The organism is Rhizobium sp. ERR 942, from assembly GCF_007828395.1.
GTDB lineage: Bacteria > Pseudomonadota > Alphaproteobacteria > Rhizobiales > Rhizobiaceae > Rhizobium > Rhizobium dioscoreae.
Genome location: NZ_VIUA01000002.1, coordinates 1180294 through 1203859 on the forward strand (window position 1 = coordinate 1180294; position 23566 = coordinate 1203859).

The following is a 23566-nucleotide window of genomic DNA, read 5'->3' on the forward strand; positions in this document are numbered from 1 at the left end:
TCAGCCAACGATCTTGTTGATCTGGGCGGCGGCTGCCTGAAGCTCGGCCTTGACGTTGCCGCTGACGAGTGCCTTCGAGATGCTGGACTGCAATGCCAGCGTTACCTTGGCATATTGCGGCGTGATCGGCCGCGGCGTGGCTCCGGTGAAGACGTTCTGAAGACTTGCCATGAACGGCTGCTCGGCCTTGAGCTTCGCATCCTGGAAGATGGCAGGCCGCGAAGGCGCAAGACCGAAATTAAGGGCAAGCCGGGTCTGGGTTTCGGGTGAAGACATCCAGGTCAGGAATTCGATCGCCGCTTCCCGCTTCTTGGAGTTGGCATTGACGCCCAGCTGGTAGCCGCCAAGGCAGGCCGAGCTCCTGCCGCCGGCAAAATGCGGCAGCGGCGCGACAGCCACCTTGTCGACAACATGCGAGGCCTTCGGATCCTGCGCGATCGGATAGACATAGGACCAGTTGCGCATGAACATCGCCTCACCAGACGTAAACGGCTGGCGAGAGGGCTCTTCGTCCCAGGAGAGCACGTTCTGAGGACTGATCTTCGTCTTGTTGATGGTGTCATACAGGAACTGGATCGCGGCAACGGCGGCATCGTCGCCGATGACGGAAGATTTTCCATCTGCGGACAGGATGGAGCCGCCGTTGGATGCGATGATTTCCACGGCGTCACAGACCAGAACCTCGGCCTGCTTACCCTGCCAGAGATAACCGAATTTGGCGTCGCCGGCTTTTTGCGCCTCTGCCGCCATCGTCGCCATGTCGGCCCAGGTTTCTGGCACCTTGCCACCATGCTTTTCCACCAGATCCTTGCGATAGTAGAACATGCCGGAATCGACGAACCATGGCAGCGCTGTCAACTTGCCGCCATAGGTGCAGGCAGCCACTGTGCCGGGGAAATAATCGGCACGCTTGTCTTTCGGGAAATACTCGTCAAGCGGCAGCGCCCAGCCGGCGGATGCAAAACCCGCGATCCAGATAACGTCCTGGCTGAAAACATCGGGCGTTCCGTTGCGGCGGGCGAGCTGCTGGACGAGGCCCTGATAGACTTCCGTCGACGAGCTCGGCGGCGGCAGTTCGATGAATTTGACGGTAATGCGGTTTTGCGACTCGTTGAACGTCTTGACGAGGTCGCCGAGGCCTTCCTTGCCAAAGAAGCTGGCGCTGGCAAAGCTGATTTCCGTCCGATCGGCGGCACGCGCCGGGCGGATGCCAAGGCTTGTAGCAACTCCAAGCGTTGCCGTACCGATGGCGGCGCCGGCGGCACTCAACAGCAGCTGACGACGATCAAGCATTATCGATTGTCCGGCACTCGTGGAGTAAGCCGGCGTCTTCTTGATATCTGTCATGTTTCCCTCCCAGGAAGACTGGCGACCTCCAAACCTCCACGCCAGTATTCGCATATGTTTTATAAAAATTTATCGCGCGTCAAGAAATAAGATGCTTTAAATCAACCTGGGAGTCATCGTTCGGATGCGCCGAAGTGCGGCGAACAGATGCGGTAGATCAGGGAGGATTGGGTAATATGGCTGGTAATTCAAAAGCTAAGCTCGGCATTGGCGTCATCGGCTGCGGTAACATCTCGATGACGTATCTGCGCAATGCCGCGCTGTTTGCCGGTGTCGAATTGCGCGTCTGCGCCGATATATCCGCCGATGTCGCCGCGCTGCGTGCCCGGGAATATGGTATTCGCGCGCTCAGCGTCGACCAATTGCTGGCCGATCCCGAAGTCGATCTCGTGCTGAACCTCACTGTTCCCGCCGTCCATTTCGACGTCACGATGTCGGCCCTGTCTGCCGGCAAGCACGTCTTCACGGAGAAGCCGCTGGCAACGTCGGCGGCCGATGGACGGGTTCTCGTGGCGGCGGCCAAGCGGCGCGGATTGCAGCTGGGGTCGGCGCCCGATACGTTCCTCGGCGCTGCAGGCCGCCGAGCGCGGCGCCTGATGGATGAGGGCGCGATCGGCCGGCCGGTCAGCGGCACTGCCTTCATGATGGGGCGCGGCATGGAGCACTGGCACCCCAATCCGCAATTTTACTATCAGCCGGGCGGCGGCCCGGTCTTCGATATGGGCCCCTATTATCTGACGATGTTGGTGAACCTGCTTGGTCCGGTCGTGCGGGTCATGGCAATGGCGACGAAGGGCCAGGAAGAACGCCTGATCACTGCCGACGGCCCGTTCAAGAATACGCGCTTCAAGGTCGGCACTCCCACAAACATCCTGTCGCTTCTGGAATTCCAATCCGGCGCGACCGTGAATTTCGGCGCCTCCTGGGATGTCTTTCGTCACTCCAATCATCCAATCGAGCTTCATGGCACCGAAGGTTCGCTCCGTTTGCCCGATCCGGACACGTTCGGCGGAACGGTGTCGCTATCCGAGCGGGGCGCCGATTGGTATGATTTCGAAAGCGACGGCGAGCTTTACGGCGCGAGGAACTGGCCATTCAATGCACCGGATCGGGCGAATTACCGCATGCTCGGTGTCGCCGACCTTGCGCGAGCGCTTGAAGAGGGTAGGCCTCCCCGCGCGTCGGGAGAGCTCGCCCTTCATGTCCTCGAGATCATGGAGGCCATTCTCCAGTCGGGGGAAAGCCGGCAGTCGGTCAGCATCGGCGCGCAATTCACTCCGCCACCGCGCCTTGACGAAGACGAAGCACGCAGCCTTCTCGCCTGATCGCTGCAGAGAGGGGATAATCCAATGGAAAAGCTGGATGAAAGCGCGCTGCGCGTTCTTGCTCTCACCAGTCGGTCGAGCGGTCGGCCATTCGAAACCGGCACACCTCAGCAGGCGCGTATCGACTATGATGCGAATTGTCCGATGCTCCAGGGCGCAAGAGAGGTGGTCGCTTCGCTGGAGGATCGCGGGATTGCCGGCCCGAGCGGTCCGATCGCCTTGCGCATCTATCGCGGCATCGGTGCGCCTCTGAAGCATGGCCCGGGCCTCATCTATTTGCATGGCGGCGGCTGGGTGATCGGCAATCTCGAATCGCACGACGAAATCTGCCGATGGTTCGCCAATACTGCCAAATGCACTGTCATCTGCCCCGACTACCGGCTGGCGCCAGAACACAAATTTCCCGCCGGAGTGACCGATTGCGCTGCGACTTTGGCATTCGTGGTGAAATCGGCGGCGGACCTCGGCATCGATCCCGGGAGGATCGCCGTTGCTGGCGACAGTGCCGGCGGCAATCTTGCTGCCGTGCTGGCATTGATGTCACGCAATGGCGATGCTCTGCCGCTTGCGGCGCAACTGCTCATCTATCCCAATACGGACGCCGCCCAGACGGCCGATAGCTATCGCCGTTATGCCGAAGGTTTCGGCTTGACTGCCTCGACAATGAGATGGTTTCGCGATCACTACGTTCGCACTGCAGCCGATATAGCAGACTGGAGGGTTTCTCCGCTACAAGCCGAGACCTTGGCCGGAGTGGCACCGGCCTTCATCGCCACCGCCGGACACGATATTCTGGTCGACGAAGGCATCGCCTATGCCGGGCGATTGCGGGAAGAAGGGGTGCGCACGGTACATCGCCATTGGCCGGGGCAGATCCACGGCTTCGTGTCGATGGGGAGATATGTGGCGGAGGCTCGGCGGGCAGTGGAGGAGGCCGTCGCGGCGTGGCGCGGCTTCGAAGCGGTCTTGATTTAGATGAAAAGCAAGTGCCGCCTTAGGCCGACTGCCGCATGACCAGCGTTCCATCCAGGCTGACCTTGCGCGCGATCGACTGGGTGGGCACGTCCGTATCTCCAAGCAACATCAGAAGCGTGCTGACGCTGCTTGCCGTCATCGCGGCGAAGTCCTGAGCCATCGTCGTCAGCGGCGGGCAGGTATAGCGGCTCAAGGGATGGTCGTCATGGGCCGCGATGCGCAGATTGTCGCCCTTTTTGCGCCCGATTTTCAGCCCGTGCGCGAAGGCGGCTGCCATCACGCCGAAGGCGAGGCGATCATTCGCGCAAAGGATGGTTTTGCGTGGAAGAGACTTTGCGCGAAGCAGGCCATCCATCTGCTCGTATCCGATGCGCTCGAACTCCCAGGTGTAGGCAACACTGGTGCTGATGACCAGCGGCTCGCAGCCTGCGGCTGCCATGGTGGCGATATAGCTTGCCAGCCTTTCGGGTGAGTTGTGATTGACATGCGGAATGTCGAGATAGGCCGGCGCCTCTCCGGATCGGCAAAGATATTCCACGATCGTTGCGACGCTCTGGTAATTGTCGTTGCCGATGAAGGGCGTATTGCCTTCGATATAAGTGTCGAAATAGACGATCGGCAGGTTCTGCGCGAGTTTTTCAAAGGTGCGCGGATCGGATTTCTCGCCCAATGGTGCGACAAGCGCACCGGCCACCTTCAAGGACAGCATTGTGTTGACCGCTTCGCCTTCCAGTTCGGGCAAGCCATGCGACGAGAACACGATCGGCCAATAACCCTCGCTGCGCAGGCGCAGTTCCAGGCGATTGACCATTTCTGCATAGAAGGGATCGGTGAGGGCCGGAACCAGGATGCCGATATTGCGGGTTCTCTTGCGATTGAGGTTCCGCGCATAAAGATTAGGCTGATAATCCGACGAACGAAGCGCCGCCTCGATCAGCGCGCGGGTCGCCGGTTTTACACTGGTCGGATCGTCAAAATATTTGGAAAGGGTGGGGCGGGAGACGCCGCAGGACTTCGCGAAATCCTCCATCGTCTTATGCGTCAATTTTTCCATCAAAAGTCGACCATTTTTCCAGCTGCCGTCGCTACTAGTGCCTTATGCGCATACATGGAAAGCAGCGCAACCAGAGACGTAAATTCCAGGCAAGTTCTTTTGTGCGCTGCGTAGCGATAAAAGGTAACGCACGAAAATTTATTATTTAACGCGTTAAAATTCAAGCTGCTGCATGAATGGCCTGTCGTCAACGCTCATGCGAATGGCGACAGGGTGCGCCGATGAGTGGTTACGACGACATTCGAACCAAAGCCGCATAGTCAGCATTTAGATATAGTGGAGTGTGAAGCGGGAATGGGCAAAGCCGGGGGTGCAAGAACAGACCTGCAGCCGTCGACTGCACAGCATCGTGCAAATGGTAATTTCGGACTACTCTTCGCGCTTGCCGCGAACCGAGCCCGAGGCTCGCAGTCTTTCTATCGGTGTCGCCTTGATGGATGCCGCGCGTTTCTGCTGATGCAAATTTGTTATCGAATCCGCGCGACAAGCCGGCGCAAGTTTTCAAATCCCCGACCCGTCGAGTTGCTGGGCGTTGTCGCCTTCCCAAGGTGAAGGCATTGAGGTGCGATTGAGATTGGCCGAGGGCATCGGCATCCAGCATTTTAGTTCCGGCTCGGCATATTCGATGATGTGCCCGGGTGAAGAATCGGAGGCGCGCCAGCCTTCCGTACCAAATTGATCGCCATTCGACCAATATGCGAGGTCAACTTCTGCAGGCCCCTGTTCTGACGGGCGGATCGTGACAAGGATCCGACTGCCGTCTTTCGGAGCGCTTGCCATGTGCCGCCAGCGGTCTGGCTCATCCATCACTCTTCCTCCTGCCTTGCTTTGGGTTGCAAGTGTCGCCTCGCCATCGAAAACGGTCAACTCAAACTTTGGGCGATCCTCCATCGTTTCAAATGTTTGCGGCTGCATATATTTCGGAAGGAAGCATGTACTGCGATACGTCGGGGTTCTTTTGGGGCATCCAGCGCTCCGGAACTTGCGAGATCCGCCAACGCATTCCGGAGCACTTGTATAATCAGGGAGAAGCAGGCGATCGTCTCGCAGAACGAGATGATTGCCTGCGGTACTGGTGGTAGCGGCTCCGAGATCTTAGGACAGCGGAGCTTCAGCCTTGCATCTCTTTTTCCCACCAGCCGCGGGTGTTCACGTCCGCGGCGTCAGCGAGCGCTTCCAGCTCTGCAATGTCGTCGCCGGTGAGGCTGATGCTGCCGGCTCGGACGAGACTATCGACATGATCGGATTTGGTGACGCCGATGATCGGCGTTGTGCCCTTGGCGATCGCCCACGCTATCGCGACATCGGGAGCGGCCGCATCCTGCTTCTGGGCGATCGAGACGAGCATGTCCGTCAGCGCCTTTAGCTGAGGCAGCATGCCATTGTAAGCAGCCGCCCGGCTGCTTCCTTTTGGCAGTGGGTTCTCCGGACTGTAATTGCCAGTCAGGGCGCCCTGTTCAAGCACCATATAGGCGAAGAACGGGATACCCTGATTGCGGCAGTAGTCCAGGATGCCAGCTTGCTCGGAGCTGCGGTAGAGGAGACTATAGTGGTTCTGGATGGCTTCAACCCGGAACCCGGCTTCTCCGAGGATCCGGTTGGCGAGCTCGATTTCGCTCAGGTTGTGATTCGAGACACCGACATGTTTGACCTTTCCGCTCTTCAGCAGCGGTATCAGGTGCGGAGTCCACCGCGCCACATCGGCTGGATTGTGAATCCAGTAGAGGTCGATGTAGTCGGTGCCGAGGCGCGCCAGACTCTGCTCCAGCATGTCCGCCACCGGATCATCACCGGTCCCTGCCGCTTGCGGGGTGAACTTCGTGGAGAGCTGATAGCCGCTGCGGGCGTAGCGTTTGAGTATCTCCCCAAGTAGGGTTTCTGAACGGCCCATGCCGTATACCATGGCGGTATCCCACAGGGTGAATCCGCTCGCATGCGCCTTTTCCGCGACCTCTTCGAGGCCAGCCTGAGTAAGGCGGCTGCCAAAGTAACCGTCGCCGGTCTCGCCGCTGTCGCCCCACGCCCAGGTCCCCAATGCGACCGTGGGGGCTTTCAGATAATCCATCGTCATGTTTGCTCCGTCCTTGTTCTGCAGCCTGGTTCGCTGCGACCCAGGTGCTGCGGACACTATGATGTGTAGCGACGCCGAGCCGTTAGCCTTATGCGCCGGAATTACTGCCCAATCCTCCAGAAGCCGCACGGTTTCGCCTTGCTGCCCTCCTGCTCGCATGCAATGGTCAGGCTTATGGAAACACTGACCAAAATCTCTGCAGTAATTGCCCGGCACGCCTCGAAGGATGGCTTCCACGCCACCCCCATCGAACGGATGACGCTTGCTCGATCCTCCACGGTGACGATGCCGATGCCGAACGTATATCGGCCGCAACTGTGCCTTGTCGCACAGGGGCAAAAAGAGGTTACTCTGGGTGACCGCGTGTTCAGATATGCGCCGGGCCGCTATGGGATTGTGACTTACGATCTGCCGGCAACGGGCCAGGTGGTCGAGGCGACGCCTGACAGGCCCTATCTCTGCCTGTTCCTTGATTTCGATCCAGTCATGCTGGGGCAGCTGGCGTTGCATGTGCCGCCACCGCCGGGAGCGCCCGCTCGGCCCACAGGCAAGACGGTGTCCGACGCCGGCGCCAATCTGCTCGATGCGGTGCTGCGCCTGCTGCTTCTGCTCGACGAACCGGCAGCATTGCCCGTACTCGGGCCGTTGACCGAGCAGGAAATTCTCTATCGCCTGCTCGCTGGCCCGGACGGTGCCAGGATGCGCCAGATCACCTCGAGCCAGGGGCGGGTGGCGCAAGTTGGCCGCGCCATCGCGTGGATCGGGCAGAACTTCCGGGAACGATTCAGCATCGAGCGGCTTGCTGCGGAAGTCGGCATGAGTCCGTCGAGCCTGCACGAGCATTTTCGCGCCGTGACGGCGATGACGCCGCTGCAATTCCAGAAGCAGCTAAGGCTCCAGGACGCGCGCAGCCTGATGCTGGTCCAGGACATTGATGTCACGACCGCCGCCTTCCGCGTGGGTTACGAAAGCCCGTCGCAGTTCACTCGCGAATATCGGCGCCACTTTGGAGAACCGCCGGCGCGTGACATAGCTCGCCTGCGCGCTTCGCCGCGCTTGGTAGGGGTAGCTTGAATTCAGCTTTCCGGGGCATTGACGGTCAGTCCAAATATAGCGCCCGTCGAAGATGCGGACCGAATGCGAATGTGCCTATGGAGCAAGGCCGCGACCGATCCAGCTCCTGATCCCCTCGGGCTGGACCTGAGACTTCATGCGAACTTCATAGCCGCTTTTCGATGGAGAGTATTCGGGGCTTTTATCGGGATTGAGCCATATTCGGGGTTAGATCCCAGATTTGATGTCGGCCACCATCGCCTGCCAGCCACGCGCGACAGCTCCGGCGCATGCATCTTCGATGCGATCAAGCATAGCATGTAGCGCCTCGCGCTCACGAACCGACAAGCTTTCGAGAATACGTGCTTCCATCGCCTGACCGATGGACACGATCTCCTCGAGTACCTTGTAGCCCTCGGGTGTGAGTTCGATCGCAGAGAATCGGCGATCACCGGCACCGGCATTGCGCCGGGCAAAGCCTAGCGAGACCAATTGCGCAATGCCGCGGCTTACTGCGAATTGATCGAGCGCTCCGGCATGGCAGATTTCCTTGCTCGAAAGCCCCGGGCGGCTGCCGGCGATGGCGAGAATTCGCCATGACGCCTGGGACAGGCCATATCGTGGCCCGTAATAGGATGCGAGTAACTCAGCGGTGCTGCTTGCCACCAGAAACATGCGGTAGGGCACCCAGCGATCGAGCCGAAAGGCTGGCTTCACCGCCGTTCCATCCTCGCGTTCCTCCGTCACCCTATTATCGGTTTTATCGTTTTTTAATTGCATATTGCAGATATATTCCAGCGAAGTTCCGAAAACAAGCCGCGGATGATCGCGGTGGATGTCAAGCGAGCAGCAGCCTGTCTTCGGCAATTTCGCCGCCGCTTACCGCTCCAAACAGCGCAATCAGGTCCGGCACATCATAGCCAGCCCGTTCATCCCCTGCGACGTCAAGCACGATGCGTCCACCGCTCATCATGATGGTGCGCTGGCCATAATCGAGAGCATGGCGCATACTGTGCGTGACCATTAGTGTGGTGAGACGCTGACGCTCGCTGATCTCCGCCGAAAGTGTCAGGATGCGCGCCGCCGCCTTGGGATCGAGCGCTGCCGTATGTTCGTCAAGAAGAAGTAGTTTCATGGGCAGCAATGTCGCCATCAACAGGCTTACCGCCTGCCGCTGGCCGCCGGAAAGCGTGCCGATCCCCGCCTTAAGCTTCGTTTCAAGTCCGAGGCCAAGGCTGGCAAGCTGTTCTTCAAATCGCGCGCGCCCAACCCGTCCACCAAGCGCAAGGGACAGTCCGCGCCGTCCGGCGCGCGCGGAAGCAAGCGCAAGATTTTCCTCAACGGTCAGGGCCTCACAGGTTCCGATGCGCGGATCCTGGAATACGCGGCCGATAAATCGCGCCCGTGCCCGGGTCGGCAACCGCGTAACGTCGACGCCGTCGATGACGATCCGGCCCCGATCGGGCAAAGTAGCGCCGGCAATGGCCGAAAGGAGTGTCGACTTTCCGGCACCATTGCTGCCGATCACCGTTACGAACTGCCCCTTGGGGATGGCCAGCGATACGCCACGCAGCGCAGCCACTTCGAGAGCTGTCCCCGGGTTGAACGTGACCGATATCGCGTCGAGAATCAGCATCATGAGGTCGCTCTTTCTGCTTTCGATGGCTCAGGCAGCTGGCTACGCCTGATGGAGGGCAGCTTCTTCAGCCGCGTTTTCGAAATCATCACGGCGACGGCGACGACCAATGCTGTTACCAGATTGAGATCCTGTGCCTGTATCCCGATCATGCCGCCGTCGAGCGCCAGCGCAATGACCAGCCGGTAGATCAATGCACCGAGGATACAGCCGAACGTGGCTCGCGCGACCGATCCTGCGCCGACGACCGTTTCGCCGATAATGACGGCGGCAAGACCGGTGACGATCGTGCCGATGCCCATTGAGACATCGGCAACGCCCTGGCTTTCGGCATAAAGCGCCCCGGCAAGCCCGACGAGGCCGTTAGCGAGGGCCATGCCGAGCATGACCATGCGGCCATTATCGACAGCCTGTGCCTCGGCCATCCTCGGGCTGGCGCCGGTTGCACGTAAGGCCAGTCCCATTTGCGTGGCAAGGAACCAGTCTACGAACATCTTTGCGGCCAATACGATGCAGAGGAGCAATACCGTATTGGCCCAGACCCCGAGCGCTGCGATACCGCCGATCCAGGAAAAGATGGTATCGGTCCCATAAAGCGAAACATTCGGCTTACCCATGACGCGCAGATTGATCGAGAACAATGCGACCATGGTCAGGATCCCTGCAAGCAGGTTCATGATCTTCAGCCGGACCGACAGGAATGCCGTGACGAAGCCTGCAGAAGCGCCTGCGGCAAATCCTAGGAATGTTGCGACAATGGGCGGCACGCCGGCGATGATCGTCGACGCTGCAACCGACGCACCGAGCGGGAAACTGCCGTCGACAGTTAGATCCGGAAAATCGAGCACTCGGAACGAGAGATAGACGCCAAGGGCAACGAGGGCAAACAGCAGGCCTGCTTCGCAGGCACCGGAAAGGGCAATCAGGCTCATTGGTCGATCACCTTCGCTGCGCTCTGTGTCATCGCCTCGGAGAGAGTGACGCCCATCTTCTTGGCCGAGGCGAGATTGAGGTAGAGATCCTCGCTGTCCAGTGTTCCGACTGGGATGTCGCCCGGCTTTGCGCCGTTCAGGACCTTGGCGGCAATCTCGCCCGTGAGCCGTCCCAGCTTGTAATAATTGAATCCGAGTGCAGCCATCGCACCCCGTTCGACTGAATTGGTGTCGCTGGCGTAGACCGGAATCTTCGCGTCGACGCCGACCTTGACCACGCTTTCCACGGCCGAGACCACCGTGCTGTCGGTCGGCAGGAGGATTACATCGGCCTTGCCAACGAGACTGCGGGCAGCGTCCGGCACCGCGGCCGACTGTGCCGCCGTCGCCTCGACGATACTCATACCGATCTTCGCCGCCTCGGTCTTCATCTCAGCCACTTGCGCGACGGAATTGGCCTCGCCGGCATTATAGAGGACGCCGATCTTCGTTGCCGTCGGCGTCAGTTTATGGATCAATTCGAAGGTCAGGTTCAGAGGCTGTTTGTCACTGGTTCCAGTCAGCGTGCCGTCCGGTTGAGCGAAGCTTTTGACCAACTTTGCGGCAACAGGATCCGTCACGGCCGAGAACACGATCGGGATCGCTCCTTTGGCTGCGGCCTGGCAGGCCTGGGCCGACGGTGTGGAGATGGCGACGATCACGTCGGGCGATTTGCCGGCAAATGTCTTAGCGATCTGCGTTTGCGTCGGCATGCTCCCTTGAGCGCTTGCGATGTCGAGTGTGACGGTCTTGCCGTCGATGAAGCCGGCATCGGCCAGTGCATCGACAATCCCTTTGCGGGCCGCGTCGATGGCCGGATGCTCGACAATATAGGTTAGCGCCACTGTCTTGTTTGCCGCGGTGGTGACCGTGGCGGAGAAAGACAGAAGCAGGGCCGAGAGGGCTAGTGCGTGTACGAAAGCGGTTTTGCGTTTCACCGGAGCAATCTCCTCGTAAGGGTTTTGGCAATGACGGGTCAGGCGGCAAATGGTGACTGTGGGCGCGGAGACATGGGTTCGCGAGCGGAAACCTGCTCGGGCCGCAATAGCATCGGGGGAAGGCGAAGCGTGGAAGGTCGAAGATCAGCAATGGTGGGCGCACCCATCATTGCCTGAGCGACGTCGAGTTCGGCGGCGATGATGGCAAGGGCTCTGAACGCGGCATCCTCGCCGCCACTCGCCAGAGCATAGAGCGTCGCACGTCCGATCTGCACGGCCGTTGCTCCAAGTGCCAGCGCCTTGGCAACATCGGTGCCGCTGCGAAAGCCGCTGTCGATCAGGATTGCGAGCTTGCCCCCGACAGCGCTGACGAATTCCGGCAGGATGTCGATACTCGCGACGGCTCCATCGAGTTGCCGTCCGCCGTGATTGCTGACGACGATACCGTCAAGCCCGAGCTCGGCTGCCCGGCTGCCCTGCCTCGGATTGAGTAATCCCTTGAGGATCAGCGGTCCCTTCCAGCGATCCCGTATGAAGGCGATGTCGTCCCAGGACACGGTTGGGTCGAGCTGCTGTTCCATCACCTCGGCAATCGTTCCCGCGGATTTGAGGTCGAACTCGGCTTCCATGACTTCCAGACGCGGAGCGCCGGCCTTGGCCATCCGCAAGGCCCATCCAGGATGAGCCGCAAGGCTCAGGAGCTTCCTGGGTGTCCAGCGGAACGGCAGCGAAAAGCCATTGCGGGCATCGCGCAACCGTCTGCCGGGAATGGCGTTGTCGACTGTTATCTCGATTGCTTCGAAGCCCAGTGCTTCGGCCTGTTTCAGCAGCCTGAGGCTCACCTCGCGGTCTCGGAACAGGTAGAGCTGAAACCACTTCCTGCCTTCGCCGGCGGCTGCCACCGCTTCCATGGTCGCGCTGGCCGCTGAGCTCATGACAAAGGGGATTCCCGCTCGCGCGGCAGCCCGGGCCAACGCCTGGTCGCCCGCAGGCCATGCCGCGCCTGCAAGCCCGGTCGGTCCGATGATGACTGGCATTGAGAGAGGCTCGCCGAAGAGCGAGATGGCCGCCGAGCGGTGGCCAACATCGACGGGTGCAGAGCCGACGAGACGAATCCGATCCAACGCTGCCCGGTTTTCGCCCAGCGTGAGTTCCGAGCCGGCGCCTCCGTCGAAGAAGTCAAAGACCATTTTCGGCAATGCGCGCCTTGCGGCGTTTCTGAAATCGGCGATCGATGCCGGGCCATCCGTATTGGACATAAATTCTCACTACCTCCCTGGTTTATGTATCTCGCTCAATTGAAAGGCGGTGCCTCGGCGAGATTGAAGATCTTGCCTGGATTCATGATGTTGTGAGGATCGATGGCGCGTTTGATTGCGGCCATGACCCGGATGGCTGGACCATGCTCCGCGACAAGCGCTGCTATTTTGCCGTGGCCTATCCCGTGTTCGCCCGTCGATGTTCCCTGAAGGGTGATGGCGCGGTCCGCGAGACGTTTGGTCAGTGCCTCGACGCGCTGACACTCATCGGGATCGGCGGGATCGAAAAGGACGCAAAGATGGAAATTGCCGTCTCCCACATGGCCGCAGATCGGTGCGACAAGGCCAAGATCCCGCACGTCATCCTTGGCGGCAAGTATGGCCTCGACAAGCCGCGATACCGGCACGCAGCTATCCGTGGGAAGGGCGCTTGCGCCCGGGCGGAGCGCAAGATTGGCCCACCAGATATCATGGCGCGCTTGCCACAGCCTGCCTCTGGCTTCCGCCGATACGGCGGTATCAAACCGACTGGCACCGGCGGCATGTGCCTCCTCCTCGATGAACGGCAAGGCCGCCTCGACCGCTCCGCGGCTACCATGCAGTTCGATAAAAAGCGTTGGCTCGACCGGCAAGGAGAGTTTTGAATAACGATTGACGGCCTCGACCTGCAGTTCATCCAGCAGTTCGATGCGTGCCAAGGTGTCTGTGAGCCTGGTCGCGACAAGCACGAAGCCGACGGCCTGTTCCAGTGTGGAGAAACTCGCCGAAATTGCAACGACATGGTCTGGAATTGGATGCAGCTTGACGGTGACGTCGGTCACGATGCCGAGCGTGCCTTCCGATCCCACCCAGAGACGTGTCAGATCGTAGCCCGCAGCCGATTTGCGAGCATGGCTCGCGGTGCGGATCCGATCACCATTGGGCAGAACGACACCAAGCGAAATGACGTTGTCTTTCATCGTGCCATACCGCATGGCATTCGTACCGGAGGCGCGCGTCGAGGCCATCCCCCCAAGTGAGGCGTCAGCGCCGGGATCGACGGGAAAGAACAGTCCGGTGTCGCGCAATTCGGCGTTGAGGCGTTTGCGGGTTACGCCTGCCTCGACCGTCGCTGTCATGTCGTCCGGTCGAATCGTCAAAATCCGGTCCAGCCGGGAGAGATCGATACATATTCCGCCCATGAGGGCGGCAACATGTCCCTCGCAGGAGGTGCCGGTTCCAAACGGGATCACCGGCACGTCGAAGGCGTGGCAGGTCGCCACGATACGCGCTACCTCATCCGCCGTATCAGGGAAAACGACCGCGTCCGGCGGGTAGGAGGGATGCCAGCTCACGTCATGGCCATGCTGATCACGCACAGCCGTAGCCGTTGTCAGCCGATCGCCAAAATGCAGCTTCAGTTTCGCGATTGCCGCCTCGACCAGATCGCTATGGCGCCCGTAGTGCTTCACCGCGGTCGTCATCCCCCGGCCTCCTGCTGGCTATCGGACCATCGAAAGGCGGCCGGAGGCTTGGTCCCCCATGACGGGAGATTTTCTTCGCTGCGGTTGCGCAGATGGCGGCTCGCCATCGGAAACGTCCCGAGCACGACAAGCTCGCGAGCATGGCGGGCGAGAGTATCGAGCGCATCGGCCACCTCCGGTGCAGCCGGATCACCTTCGAACTCGCAGAGGAAGCGGGACGGCACGAATTGCCCGCCGACAAGGTAGCTTTCGATCTTGGTCATGTTGATGGCGTTTTCGGCAAATCCGGCAATGGCGTGGTAGAGGCAGCCCGGCCGGTTCTGTGTGCGGAACACAATCGTCGTCAGAAGCTGTGTTTTTTGTTCGATCGCCTGAGGTTCGGCAGACAACACGTAGAACCGCGTCGTATTATGCGGATCGTCTTCGACATTGCGTTTGAGGATATCCAATCCGTAGAGGTCGGCTGCAAGATCCGAGGCAATTGCTGCTTCGCTCGGATCCTCGCAAGATGCCACCAGCTCGGCGGCGTGGGATGTCGTCGGAGCGGCGATAGCCTCAAGATCGAGCGCTGCGATAAGCCGGCTGACCTGGCCAAGCGCCACTGGATGCGAACGCACGCGTCTGATGCTTGCAAGTGATGCGCCTGGCGGTGCCATGAGGCAATGTTCGACGCGTTGAAAATGCTCACCGACGATATGCAAACCACTGTCGGGCACGATTCTGTGCACATCCGGCACGCGCCCAACCAGGCTGTTTTCACATGGCAGGAGGATCCGGTCGACTTCACCGCGGACGGTGCTGGCGATCGTGGTCTCCAAGCTCGGCATGGCGATGCGATCCGCGGACGGGAACGCCATCCTGCAGGCGACATCTGCAAATGCGCCGGGCCGACCATTGTAGCCGACTTTATGGACTGTGGTCTCCGAGCCGAGTTTCCTGGCGCCCGGAACCAATGAACTGGCATCGAAAGGGACTCCGGCGGGAGGGGCCGAGGCTCCACGGTTTGCGGCGGTCGATGTCATGACGATCTCCGAAGGAATTGTGCACGCCAGGTCACGTTGCAGGCGGATTTGTCCGGTCCCGCGTCAAGCGCCTGTCATCGTTCATCCATGATTAATTCGCAGTCGGCAGCTTTGTCGTTTCCATCACTGTCATCGGCCAAAGCAGGGCGATGCCGTTGCCGTCGGAAACGATGTCAAGATGGCGTTCCGCTGCAACAAGGCAGTCGTCGTCGGTGAAGATCTCGGTTGCCGAGAACAGCAATCGCAGGAAATGTCCGAGACTTGCCTTGGTGTCGAAGCGCCAGCGGGTGGTGACATCGGTAAATTGAGGCTTGTCCCATCCGGTCAGAGCGCACAGGCTCGTTGCAAATTCCCGTGAAAGGAAAGAGACTTCGTGGCCGGTACAGCAGCTCTGCGCGATGAAATCGTCGAAATAGGCGGCAAGCCGCGTTCCGGCGAAGATGTCAGCAATCACCAGCTTGCCGCCGGGCCGCATGTGGGCTGCGATCGCCTTCCAGGCAGCGGTCTTGTCGGAAATATGGTGCACGGCGCCGCGCGACCAGGCCATGTCAAAATCGCGGATCGGCAGGTCGAGCATGTGCGCAGCCTGACCGAAGACCCTGATCCGGCCGCCGCTTTCGACTTCTAGATCCTCAAGTTGTTCGGTGGACGGATCGGTCGCGACCAATAAGCCGGCAGGGCCGACATCTTCGGCAATCGCCCGGCTGAAATGACCGTTGCCGGCGCCGATCTCCAAGACGTGCCGGTCGTAGATCGGCTGCAGGAAGCGGCGCATGGCAGCGACATCGTCAAGCCAGGCATCGGGAAAGAGATGAAGTGCATCGCGGTAGGTCGCCGAGCGGCGGCCGGAAAAGACGATGTCAGATTCAATCGGTGTCGAGGACATATACATGAACATATGCCTTCCAAAATTGTTGCGGTTCGGACATCTCCCTAGATTCTCGTTTTGCGGGCAATCGCGATGCGATTTACCTCTTATGATTAAAACTACAACATAGATTTGATAGGAAATCAATTGCTATTTGCAAGTAATTTAGACATGCATAAGCTTTGTGCAATCGATCTTATTCGAGGCAATTTTAGCGGAGCCAATAGCCGATCTGAAGGATGTTCTTGATGGGTATCCGCATCTTCCGATTGTCGGATCGGTCGTTAAACAGCTCTCAAGCTGTGACCGCAACACACCGGCCCTTCCCAAATTGCCAGGAGTATTAAGTCTCGCCGGAAGTACTTCAATCGCCGGGACTGCGGGCGAACACGGATAGGATGCCGACTGCAGAACCGGTGCTTGATTGTTGCGCCTCAAGCATTGAGCACCAGTATATTGCCAAGAAGGATCGTCGCGCCGCCGAAGGCAAGACGGGTATCGATGTGCAGGCCTTCGAAGATGACCGAGATGGTTATGGCGACAATCGGAACAACGGTCAGCGCATAGGCCGCCCGTGCGGGGCCGACCTTCTCGATGAGCGTAAAATACATAAGAAACGTGACGCAGGAGGCAATAATTGCCAGATAGGCGAGCTGCGCCAGATAGCCGACAGTGACAGGTATCGTGAGAGACGTGCCGACAACGACTGCCCAGGCGACCCCGAAACCGCATCCGCACAATGCTCCCCAGCCCATGAGCACCGGGATCGGCAAGCCGCGCCGCTGGTTGCGCGCAGCAATTGCAGTCCCCGCACCTGTCGCCATCGCCGCAACGCCTGCCCAGATGAAACCAGTCACGGTCTGCGGGTCGAGATGCAATGCGAAGATCTGTGGGGCGGCGACGATGCCAAGACCCAGGAGACCAAAAACTATGCCAATCGTCGCGCGGCGGCTGATCCGGAGATTCAGCAGTAAACGGCTGGCGATGGCGGCAAACAGCGAGGAACTCGATAGCACCAGGGCAGCAATCCCGCTCGGGATACCCTTGGTCGCCTTATAAAAAGCGATAAATGCAAGCCCGAAAAACAATATGCCTTGCATCATCACCCAAAGACGATCGCTGCGGGCTATCGTGATCGGTTTGCCGGTGGCGATCGAAAATCCGAGCATGCTCAATCCAACAAGGAACATGCGGATCGCTACCGACAGCTCGGGAGCAGAAGCGCCTGCCTGGAGAGATGTCACAATCGCGCCCGAACCCCAGAAAAGCACGGTCGCGAGAAAGAGGGCTGCGGTCATCCTCACATCCTTTGTGGCTAAATGGTAATCCAGGCAGTCGACTCGCCTCGTGGAATACGCAGGCATAGGCATAATGTCGGTTATTTAGTTGCAAAATGCAATTATTATTTAATTCGCGTTCGCGTCGCCGCTGCGGCTCCTGCGTCCACGATGGCAAACGGCGATTATCGGAAATCTCGGGCTTCGAAAGTGAGATTCAGTAATTTTCACTTTCGGCCCGAGGCTGCGATATAGCTTGTGACAGGCGGGGGACAACAGGGCGGCGAGCGCGACGCGGGTTCGGGCACCAGTCATTGTTGATCACACGGAAATCCGAATAGCGTTTTGTTTTCACGTGGTGCGAAATCGAATAACATCTCCGTTATCGAAAATGGTCAAAGAGAGCATTAGGGATGTCTATGCAGCCGATCGATAAAGCGTTCACAAGGACGGTTGCCTTAGGCATTCTGTTTATTGTTCCCGCCGTTTTCTTTGCTTCCTGCTCAACGGTCGGCGGAACCGGCGGCCAATCCAGGTCGGTAACCGCGAGCAGATCGACAGATCGCGACAAAGACAAAGCGGCCGAACGTCGGCGATGGGCGGAGAGGGTTGAACGAGATAATCAGCTAGCTCCAAGCGGGTCGGCACCGGGTTCCTATGGCTCTTCCCGTCCTCTCTTCACTTGGTGAGCGATAGATTGGTAAACCGCCCAGGTCTCAGGTTTTAGGGAACGGGTCCGCCGCCAGCCGGAGCCACAATCGATCTGCTTGCCGGCAAGATCTTCGACTTGGAAGAGATGATAGTCGTTTCCAGTCTCTGTCCTGGTTTGCGGGCGGCGGACCTTTGCATTGCCCGGATATGACATACGTCGTTATCCAGCATGCTCCGGAGGCGCTCGCAACGCCGCTTTCGGGAGACCTATGGTCCAATCGGGCAGATCATCAGACAAGCGCATCCCTGGGAAAGCCTGCCGCCAGGCAGTCGATGAACCTGCGAACGGCCGGAGGAAGACCACGGCGCGTGGTGAATACGAGGTGGACAAGGCCCTTCATGCCATGCCAGGCGGGAAGGACCCGTACGAGCTCCCCTTCTTCCAGCGCCTGTCTGCATGTGTGATCGGGGAGAAGAGCGACGCCCAGACCCGCAAGTGCGGCTGCCCTCACGGCCGTAAAGTCCGCACAGCCCATTCTCGGCTCGTGCCTGAGCGTATGGCTTCGGCCATCGTCCGTCTCGAGAAACCAGTTCACTTCGCCCTGATCATCCGTGGTCGAGAGGGTAGGTTCGCGCGCTAAAGCTTCTATGTCTGCGATGCGGCCGGCAATTTGCGGGCTTGCGACCAGGATACGGATCGAGTTGCCTAGCGAGCGCATCGTTAAGGAAGCATCGCCGTCCAACGACGTTCGGACGCGCAATGCGACGTCGATCCGCTCGTCTATGAGATTGACCGGACGGTCGATCGCGATGAGTTGCAGCTGCACTTTTGGATGCTGCGCCAGGAATTGCATTAGGAGGGGGGAGATCGGTTCGACCAACCCTGTCGGGCAACTCATTCGGATCAGACCATGCGGCTCTGATTTTGCCTCTGCAACGAGCGCCTCTGCACGCTCGGCTTCCGCCAGCATTGCCTTGCAGCGCTCATAGAAGGATTGACCTACATCGGTTACCCGGAAGCGGCGGCTCGACCGTTCGATCAGTCGCACGCCGAGCCTTTCCTCGAGCCCCGCTATCCGTCGGCTAAGCTTCGACTTCGGCTCGCGCAAAGCGCGCCCCGCGGCTGCGAACCCGCCGTGGGCGACGACCTCGGCAAAATAGACCAGATCATTCAAATCAGATCTCATCATCGTTCTCCATTTGGAACGATGAGTATCAAATTTGCTGTCTATTTGCAGCATCGTTCTGCTGGCATGTTCAATTCAACGACAATACCGCAACAAAGGAGCATGATAGTGAGTAAGAAATTCGAAAACAAAGTCGTGATCGTAACGGGTGGCACGAGCGGTATTGGTCTTGCGACGGCAAAGGCTTTCTCGATGGAAGGTGCCTCCGTGTTCATCACCGGCCGCCGCAGGGAAGCACTCGATGCCGCCCTCCAGAAGATCGGTGGCCGTGTCACGGGCGTACAGGCCGACATGAGCAAGCTCGTCGATATCGACCGTCTGTATGACGCAGTTCAACAGAAGCACTCGCATATCGATGTGGTTTTCGCGAATGCCGGCGGCGGCGAGATGTTACCTCTCGGGGCGATTACCGAAGAACACTACCAGAAGACATTCGATACCAACGTGAAGGGCACCTTGTTCACCGTTCAAAAGGCGCTCCCGCTCCTGCGTGATGGTGGCTCGATCGTTCTCACTTCGTCGACGACGAGCATTTCCGGCACGCCTGCCTTCAGCGTCTACTCGGCAACCAAGGCTGCCGTGCGCAACTTCGCCCGTAACTGGATCCTCGATCTCAAGGATCGCCGTATTCGCGTCAATGCGGTTAGTCCTGGCGTGACCGATACGGCCGGTCTCAACGAACTTTTCGGCAACGGTGAAAGCGCGGAGAACACGAAGAATTATCTTGCGAGCCTCATTCCTGCCGGCCGCGTCGGGCAACCGGAAGAGATCGCCAAGGCCGTCCTCTTTCTGGCCTCCGACGATGCCAGCTTCATCAATGGCATCGAACTCTTCGTCGATGGCGGCCACGTCCAGATCTAAGCCGCCATATCAGGGAGAATAACCATGGCAGACATCGCAACGCTGCTCGATCGGAATCTGCAGGGCATCTTTGGGGAGGGCGACGATGCCCTCCGCCGGAAAGTGGCGGAGGAAATCCTTCACGAAGACGCGATATTCATCGAACCGCACGGGATATACCGCGGCCGCGACGAGATCGTCCGCATTGCCGGAGCCATCCGCGCCATGCATCCGACATTTGCATACACGACAATCACAGCCGCGGACGTTCTTCATGATCAGGCCGGGCGGGTGCAATGGGTGGCCGGTGCGCCCGGCGAAGAACCTGCATATGCAGGTACGGACTTCATCATTGCCAAGGACGGCAAGATCGCAGCGATCTATCTTTTCTTCGATGGAAATCCAGATCCGACCAGCCCACCTATTGGGGCCTGAGGGGTCTCAATGCACAAGGAACGATCGCCGCACTCGATTCAATGGGCGCCGGTTCGGATCCCATCATGTGCGGAGATTTGCCACTTGCGTGAAAAAACTTGTTAGGTTCAGGATCCGAAGAACCGGCCTTTCGGCGACCGGAAGCCGAGCTTTTCGGAGATCTCGTGAGCGGCTTTCAAGAGGCTGTCGAGATAGGCGGTGCGGTTGCGCAAGCCATCCTCGCGCGGCGTTACCAGGCAGAGTGTCGCGATGCAGGCGCCGTCGGCTTGATGGATGGGCACGGCGAAGCAATGGGTGAAATTCTCTACTTCGCTATTGAAGGTGAAGTATCCATCTTCGGCGGCTTGACGCACTTGAGCAATGAAATCGGCGGGTTCCAGCCGCCTTCCATTCGGAAGGACGAAATCTTCAGGTGGAATGAAATCCAGGATTTCTCGGTCCGAAAGATGGGCTACAAGCAGGCGCCCCGAGGCGGTCCACGGAATAGCGACGAGCTCGCCCACATTCGAGGATATGCGAAAGGGGCGGATGCCTTCCCGCATCATGGCGACCGTATATTTATTGCCTTCCAGCAGGCACATTTGCGCTGTCTCGCGCGTCTCCTCCGCCAGCACGCCTAGCATGCGGCCGCATTCGCGCATCAAGTCGAATTGTTCGGCATAGGCGGTGCCGAGAAAATAGAGACGGCGGCCGAGAAAGACCCGGCCGTCGCCGCCCTGATAGTCGAGCATGCCATGGCCGAGCAGGAGATTGACGAGTTCGTAAATGGAAGAGCGCGGCGCGCCGATCTCCGTGGCGATCTCGTTCGGACGCATGGGCTGGCGTTTTACCCGCAGAAACTCAAGAATCTCGAAGGCGCGATCCAGGCCCCGCATGCGTCGGGATACAATGTCGTTTGCAGTCTCGGCCATGCTTCTCTCCGAATATTCCCATACCAGCCACAACCGGCATGCTGCGACGCATCAGCACATGGTGCCGGCTATACGGCGTTGGTGCCGTCAGATCTCAGCAAGACGCTGCGATAGCATCCGGGCGGGCGATGACGCAACGCTTGCGCCGAGCTGTTGTTTCCTCTCAATTGAAACTCGAGGTCTTGAGGAATTCGGCAAGCCGCTCCGTCTTCGGACGCACGAACATGTCTTTCGGATCACCTTCTTCGCAGATGACGCCCTGGTTCATGAAGATGACGCGCGAGGAGACCTCATAGGCAAAGCGCATTTCATGGGTGACGAGCAGCATCGTCATGCCGTCGGCGGCGAGCCCTTTGATGACTTGAAGAACTTCGCCAACCAGTTCCGGGTCGAGGGCCGACGTCACCTCGTCGAACAGCATCAGCCGAGGCGCCATGGCAATCGCTCGGGCAATCGCAACGCGCTGCTGCTGGCCACCCGAGAGCTGGCCCGGATAATGATTGGCGCGAGCGGCAAGGCCTACACGATCGAGCCATTTTTCCGCGACGACGCGTGCGTCCGACTTCGACATTTTCTTCACCTTGACGAGGCCGAGCATCACGTTCTCGGCGGCGGTCATGTGCGGAAAAAGGTTGAACTGCTGGAAGGCCATGCCGGTGAGTGCGCGCTGGCGGGCAATCTCCTTCTCGCTCTTGCGACGACGGGTACTGCCGTCGGCGTGATAGCCGATCTCCTCGCCATCGAGGCTGATCTTGCCGCCCTGGAACTCCTCCAGCATGTTGATGCAGCGTAACATCGTCGTCTTGCCGGAACCCGACGAACCGATGATGGAAATGACCTCGCCTTCCTCCACCGTGCAGTCGACGCCCTTGAGAACCTCGTGCTGGCCATAGGTCTTGCGCAGGCCCTGAATGTCTAGAATTGTCTTGCCCATCGGTCCGATCTCCTCAAGACGGCAGTGCGGTCTTGCGCTCGACATATTTGCCGAAGCGCTCGATACCGAAGTTGACGATGAAATAGAGGCCGCCAGCCAGGAAATAGAACTGGAGGCTCATGAAATTGCGGGAGATGATCTCCTGCGTGCGCAGGAGCAGTTCGGCGACGCCGATGACGGAAAGCAATGTCGAGGCTTTTACCATCTCGGCTGCCGTGTTCACCCAGGCTGGCAGACACTGGCGCATCGCTTGCGGCCACAGGACCGAAGTGAAGGTCTGGGTGAAGGTGAGGCCGATCGCCTTGGCCGCCTCCGTCTGACCTTTCGGAATGGCCTGCAGCGCGCCGCGCACGATCTCGCCGACATGTGATGAACAGAAGATCGCCAGGGCAAGAACGCCTGCGGAAAACGGCCCCAAATCAAGACCTACCGCAGAAGAGACGTAGTAGCTCGCCAGCACGAGGACCAGCACGGGCGTACCACGGATGATGTCGGTATAGGCCCGGATCAAAAGGCGCAGAATGGCTCCGCCGTAGACGAGCGCGAGGCCAACGAAGACACCGACGATGGAACCGGCAAGAATGGCAAGAAGGGAAATCGATACCGTCACGCCGAGCCCATTGATGATGACGTAGCGGGCGATCCAGAGTTGTTCGAGAAAACTATGAGACATCCGATGTTACCTCGGCAAAGCCAGCCTGCGCTCGACGAAACGCATCAGCGCGGCGATGAGGAAGCAGGTTGCTACGTAAATAGCTGATGTGACCATCCAGGTTTCGATGACGCGAAAGCTCTCGACGTTGATTTTGCGGGCAGCGAATGTCAGCTCCGGCACAGCAATGGCGGCTGCAAGCGAGGTATCCTTGAACAGCGAAATGATGGTCGAAGACAGCGACGGAAGCACGTTGCGCAGCATCAGCGGAGCGATGACCGATCCGCGAATCTGCATTGGCGTCAGGCCGATTGCCAGACCCGCCTCTGAAAGACCTTTCGGGATCGACAGCAATCCTGCGCGAAACACTTCAGCAAGATAGGCGCCTGAGTAGATGGAAAGGACCAGGACGAAGCTTTTGATCTTGTCCAGCCGAAAGCCCATCTGCGGCAAGGCGAAGAAGGCAAACAGCACCAGCACCAGGATCGGCAGGTTTCGGATCACGGTCACATAGACCTGCGCCGGGATCATGGCTGCCCGGTTTTTCGATGTCAGCGCGAAGGCGAGTATCAAACCGATCAAGGCGCCAATCAGAATCGATATGATCGCCAGGCCGAGGCTGAGCGCCAGACCGCTCATAAGAAAATCAAAATTGCGCCAGACGGCGGCAAAATTCAGCGTGTAACCCATGTCGGGC

At 59.2% G+C, this 23566-nt stretch carries 23 protein-coding genes; 5 read left to right on the forward strand and 18 right to left on the reverse strand.

Annotation, left to right across the window (positions count from 1 at the left end):
- Entirely contained in the window at positions 1-1347 is a 1347-nt protein-coding gene (locus FBZ97_RS12395) for an ABC transporter substrate-binding protein (RefSeq protein WP_145319914.1), read from the reverse strand.
- A 176-nt stretch (positions 1348-1523) separates the two neighbouring features.
- Between FBZ97_RS12395 and FBZ97_RS12400 the strand changes: the two genes are divergently transcribed.
- Both FBZ97_RS12400 and FBZ97_RS12405 read left to right on the forward strand, forming a co-directional pair.
- The gene (locus FBZ97_RS12400; protein WP_145319916.1) at positions 1524-2672 is read left to right on the forward strand and encodes a Gfo/Idh/MocA family oxidoreductase; all 1149 of its coding nucleotides are present in this window, start codon (positions 1524-1526) and stop codon (positions 2670-2672) included.
- Between the two features lie 24 nt (positions 2673-2696).
- Positions 2697-3647, forward strand: coding sequence for an alpha/beta hydrolase (locus FBZ97_RS12405; RefSeq protein ID WP_145319918.1), 951 nt, complete (start codon positions 2697-2699; stop codon positions 3645-3647).
- A gap of 19 nt (positions 3648-3666) precedes the next feature.
- On the opposite strand, the gene FBZ97_RS12410 is transcribed toward FBZ97_RS12405, so the two are convergent.
- From FBZ97_RS12410 to FBZ97_RS12420, 3 genes are all read right to left on the reverse strand, one after another.
- Positions 3667-4701 (reverse strand): LacI family DNA-binding transcriptional regulator, encoded by a 1035-nt coding sequence (locus FBZ97_RS12410; RefSeq protein ID WP_145319920.1) that lies wholly within the window; start codon positions 4699-4701, stop codon positions 3667-3669.
- A 501-nt stretch (positions 4702-5202) separates the two neighbouring features.
- Positions 5203-5508 (reverse strand): hypothetical protein, encoded by a 306-nt coding sequence (locus FBZ97_RS12415; protein WP_069610414.1) that lies wholly within the window; start codon positions 5506-5508, stop codon positions 5203-5205.
- Positions 5509-5812: 304 nt separating this feature from the next.
- Positions 5813-6772 (reverse strand): aldo/keto reductase, encoded by a 960-nt coding sequence (locus tag FBZ97_RS12420; RefSeq protein WP_145319922.1) that lies wholly within the window; start codon positions 6770-6772, stop codon positions 5813-5815.
- A gap of 174 nt (positions 6773-6946) precedes the next feature.
- On the opposite strand from FBZ97_RS12420, the gene FBZ97_RS12425 reads away from it, so the two are divergent.
- Positions 6947-7846, forward strand: coding sequence for an AraC family transcriptional regulator (locus FBZ97_RS12425; protein ID WP_145319924.1), 900 nt, complete (start codon positions 6947-6949; stop codon positions 7844-7846).
- A gap of 207 nt (positions 7847-8053) precedes the next feature.
- On the opposite strand, the gene FBZ97_RS12430 is transcribed toward FBZ97_RS12425, so the two are convergent.
- The 10 genes from FBZ97_RS12430 to FBZ97_RS12475 all read right to left on the reverse strand — a co-directional run bounded on the left by FBZ97_RS12430 (position 8054) and on the right by FBZ97_RS12475 (position 19100).
- On the reverse strand, positions 8054-8572 hold the full coding sequence (locus FBZ97_RS12430; protein WP_246661749.1) for a MarR family transcriptional regulator: 519 nt from the start codon (positions 8570-8572) through the stop codon (positions 8054-8056).
- A 91-nt stretch (positions 8573-8663) separates the two neighbouring features.
- The gene (locus tag FBZ97_RS12435) at positions 8664-9461 is read right to left on the reverse strand and encodes an ATP-binding cassette domain-containing protein (protein ID WP_186449493.1); all 798 of its coding nucleotides are present in this window, start codon (positions 9459-9461) and stop codon (positions 8664-8666) included.
- Entirely contained in the window at positions 9461-10393 is a 933-nt protein-coding gene (locus FBZ97_RS12440; protein WP_145319930.1) for an ABC transporter permease, read from the reverse strand. Before FBZ97_RS12440 ends, FBZ97_RS12435 begins: the two co-directional genes overlap by 1 nt.
- Entirely contained in the window at positions 10390-11370 is a 981-nt protein-coding gene (locus tag FBZ97_RS12445) for an ABC transporter substrate-binding protein (RefSeq protein ID WP_197044203.1), read from the reverse strand. Before FBZ97_RS12445 ends, FBZ97_RS12440 begins: the two co-directional genes overlap by 4 nt.
- A 38-nt stretch (positions 11371-11408) precedes the next feature.
- On the reverse strand, positions 11409-12629 hold the full coding sequence (locus FBZ97_RS12450; RefSeq protein ID WP_145319934.1) for an alpha-hydroxy acid oxidase: 1221 nt from the start codon (positions 12627-12629) through the stop codon (positions 11409-11411).
- Between the two features lie 35 nt (positions 12630-12664).
- Positions 12665-14092 (reverse strand): FAD-linked oxidase C-terminal domain-containing protein, encoded by a 1428-nt coding sequence (locus FBZ97_RS12455; RefSeq protein ID WP_145319936.1) that lies wholly within the window; start codon positions 14090-14092, stop codon positions 12665-12667.
- Positions 14089-15114 carry a prephenate dehydratase domain-containing protein gene (locus tag FBZ97_RS12460; protein ID WP_145319938.1) on the reverse strand — a complete coding sequence of 342 codons (1026 nt, stop codon included), beginning with the start codon at positions 15112-15114 and terminating at the stop codon, positions 14089-14091. The genes FBZ97_RS12455 and FBZ97_RS12460 overlap by 4 nt, the downstream gene beginning before the upstream one ends.
- Before the next feature lie 91 nt (positions 15115-15205).
- A complete protein-coding gene (locus tag FBZ97_RS12465) occupies positions 15206-16006 on the reverse strand; it encodes a class I SAM-dependent methyltransferase (RefSeq protein WP_246661750.1) in 801 nt (266 codons plus the stop codon).
- Positions 16007-16416: 410 nt separating this feature from the next.
- Positions 16417-17280, reverse strand: a complete 864-nt coding sequence (locus FBZ97_RS12470; RefSeq protein ID WP_113351012.1) for a DMT family transporter — start codon at positions 17278-17280, stop codon at positions 16417-16419.
- Positions 17281-18200: 920 nt separating this feature from the next.
- Positions 18201-19100, reverse strand: coding sequence for a LysR substrate-binding domain-containing protein (locus FBZ97_RS12475; protein WP_197044204.1), 900 nt, complete (start codon positions 19098-19100; stop codon positions 18201-18203).
- A gap of 105 nt (positions 19101-19205) precedes the next feature.
- Here FBZ97_RS12475 and FBZ97_RS12480 point away from each other — a divergent pair, with 105 nt between their 5' ends.
- Both FBZ97_RS12480 and FBZ97_RS12485 read left to right on the forward strand, forming a co-directional pair.
- Positions 19206-19958 (forward strand): glucose 1-dehydrogenase, encoded by a 753-nt coding sequence (locus FBZ97_RS12480; protein WP_145319942.1) that lies wholly within the window; start codon positions 19206-19208, stop codon positions 19956-19958.
- A gap of 24 nt (positions 19959-19982) precedes the next feature.
- The gene (locus FBZ97_RS12485; protein ID WP_145319944.1) at positions 19983-20372 is read left to right on the forward strand and encodes a nuclear transport factor 2 family protein; all 390 of its coding nucleotides are present in this window, start codon (positions 19983-19985) and stop codon (positions 20370-20372) included.
- 107 nt (positions 20373-20479) lie between these two features.
- Here FBZ97_RS12485 and FBZ97_RS12490 read toward each other — a convergent pair whose 3' ends face one another.
- The 4 genes from FBZ97_RS12490 to FBZ97_RS12505 all read right to left on the reverse strand — a co-directional run bounded on the left by FBZ97_RS12490 (position 20480) and on the right by FBZ97_RS12505 (position 23559).
- Complete coding sequence (locus tag FBZ97_RS12490; RefSeq protein WP_145319946.1) at positions 20480-21283, reverse strand: IclR family transcriptional regulator; 804 nt, start codon at positions 21281-21283, stop codon at positions 20480-20482.
- Positions 21284-21446: 163 nt separating this feature from the next.
- Positions 21447-22217: an amino acid ABC transporter ATP-binding protein gene (locus FBZ97_RS12495; protein ID WP_113351016.1), complete on the reverse strand. Its 771-nt coding sequence runs from the start codon at positions 22215-22217 to the stop codon at positions 21447-21449.
- Positions 22218-22230: 13 nt separating this feature from the next.
- Positions 22231-22890 (reverse strand): amino acid ABC transporter permease, encoded by a 660-nt coding sequence (locus FBZ97_RS12500; RefSeq protein WP_113228797.1) that lies wholly within the window; start codon positions 22888-22890, stop codon positions 22231-22233.
- Positions 22891-22896: 6 nt separating this feature from the next.
- Entirely contained in the window at positions 22897-23559 is a 663-nt protein-coding gene (locus FBZ97_RS12505; protein WP_113351017.1) for an amino acid ABC transporter permease, read from the reverse strand.
- Between the last annotated feature and the right edge of the window lie 7 nt (positions 23560-23566).

Excerpts from the sequence above, each read along its gene's own strand:
- FBZ97_RS12450 (WP_145319934.1), bottom strand. The coding sequence starts at position 12,629 with ATGTCCAATACGGATGGCCCGGCATCGATCGCCGATTTCAGAAACGCC.
- FBZ97_RS12460 (WP_145319938.1), bottom strand. The coding sequence starts at position 15,114 with ATGACATCGACCGCCGCAAACCGTGGAGCCTCGGCCCCTCCCGCCGGA.
- FBZ97_RS12405 (WP_145319918.1), top strand. The coding sequence starts at position 2,697 with ATGGAAAAGCTGGATGAAAGCGCGCTGCGCGTTCTTGCTCTCACCAGT.
- FBZ97_RS12400 (WP_145319916.1), top strand. The coding sequence starts at position 1,524 with ATGGCTGGTAATTCAAAAGCTAAGCTCGGCATTGGCGTCATCGGCTGC.
- FBZ97_RS12435 (WP_186449493.1), bottom strand. The coding sequence starts at position 9,461 with ATGCTGATTCTCGACGCGATATCGGTCACGTTCAACCCGGGGACAGCT.
- FBZ97_RS12440 (WP_145319930.1), bottom strand. The coding sequence starts at position 10,393 with ATGAGCCTGATTGCCCTTTCCGGTGCCTGCGAAGCAGGCCTGCTGTTT.
- FBZ97_RS12485 (WP_145319944.1), top strand. The coding sequence starts at position 19,983 with ATGGCAGACATCGCAACGCTGCTCGATCGGAATCTGCAGGGCATCTTT.
- FBZ97_RS12410 (WP_145319920.1), bottom strand. The coding sequence starts at position 4,701 with ATGGAAAAATTGACGCATAAGACGATGGAGGATTTCGCGAAGTCCTGC.
- FBZ97_RS12495 (WP_113351016.1), bottom strand. The coding sequence starts at position 22,217 with ATGGGCAAGACAATTCTAGACATTCAGGGCCTGCGCAAGACCTATGGC.
- FBZ97_RS12470 (WP_113351012.1), bottom strand. The coding sequence starts at position 17,280 with ATGACCGCAGCCCTCTTTCTCGCGACCGTGCTTTTCTGGGGTTCGGGC.
- FBZ97_RS12425 (WP_145319924.1), top strand. The coding sequence starts at position 6,947 with ATGGAAACACTGACCAAAATCTCTGCAGTAATTGCCCGGCACGCCTCG.
- FBZ97_RS12490 (WP_145319946.1), bottom strand. The coding sequence starts at position 21,283 with ATGGCCGAGACTGCAAACGACATTGTATCCCGACGCATGCGGGGCCTG.
- FBZ97_RS12475 (WP_197044204.1), bottom strand. The coding sequence starts at position 19,100 with ATGATGAGATCTGATTTGAATGATCTGGTCTATTTTGCCGAGGTCGTC.
- FBZ97_RS12420 (WP_145319922.1), bottom strand. The coding sequence starts at position 6,772 with ATGACGATGGATTATCTGAAAGCCCCCACGGTCGCATTGGGGACCTGG.
- FBZ97_RS12505 (WP_113351017.1), bottom strand. The coding sequence starts at position 23,559 with ATGGGTTACACGCTGAATTTTGCCGCCGTCTGGCGCAATTTTGATTTT.
- FBZ97_RS12465 (WP_246661750.1), bottom strand. The coding sequence starts at position 16,006 with ATGTATATGTCCTCGACACCGATTGAATCTGACATCGTCTTTTCCGGC.
- FBZ97_RS12415 (WP_069610414.1), bottom strand. The coding sequence starts at position 5,508 with ATGGATGAGCCAGACCGCTGGCGGCACATGGCAAGCGCTCCGAAAGAC.
- FBZ97_RS12500 (WP_113228797.1), bottom strand. The coding sequence starts at position 22,890 with ATGTCTCATAGTTTTCTCGAACAACTCTGGATCGCCCGCTACGTCATC.
- FBZ97_RS12455 (WP_145319936.1), bottom strand. The coding sequence starts at position 14,092 with ATGACGACCGCGGTGAAGCACTACGGGCGCCATAGCGATCTGGTCGAG.
- FBZ97_RS12395 (WP_145319914.1), bottom strand. The coding sequence starts at position 1,347 with ATGACAGATATCAAGAAGACGCCGGCTTACTCCACGAGTGCCGGACAA.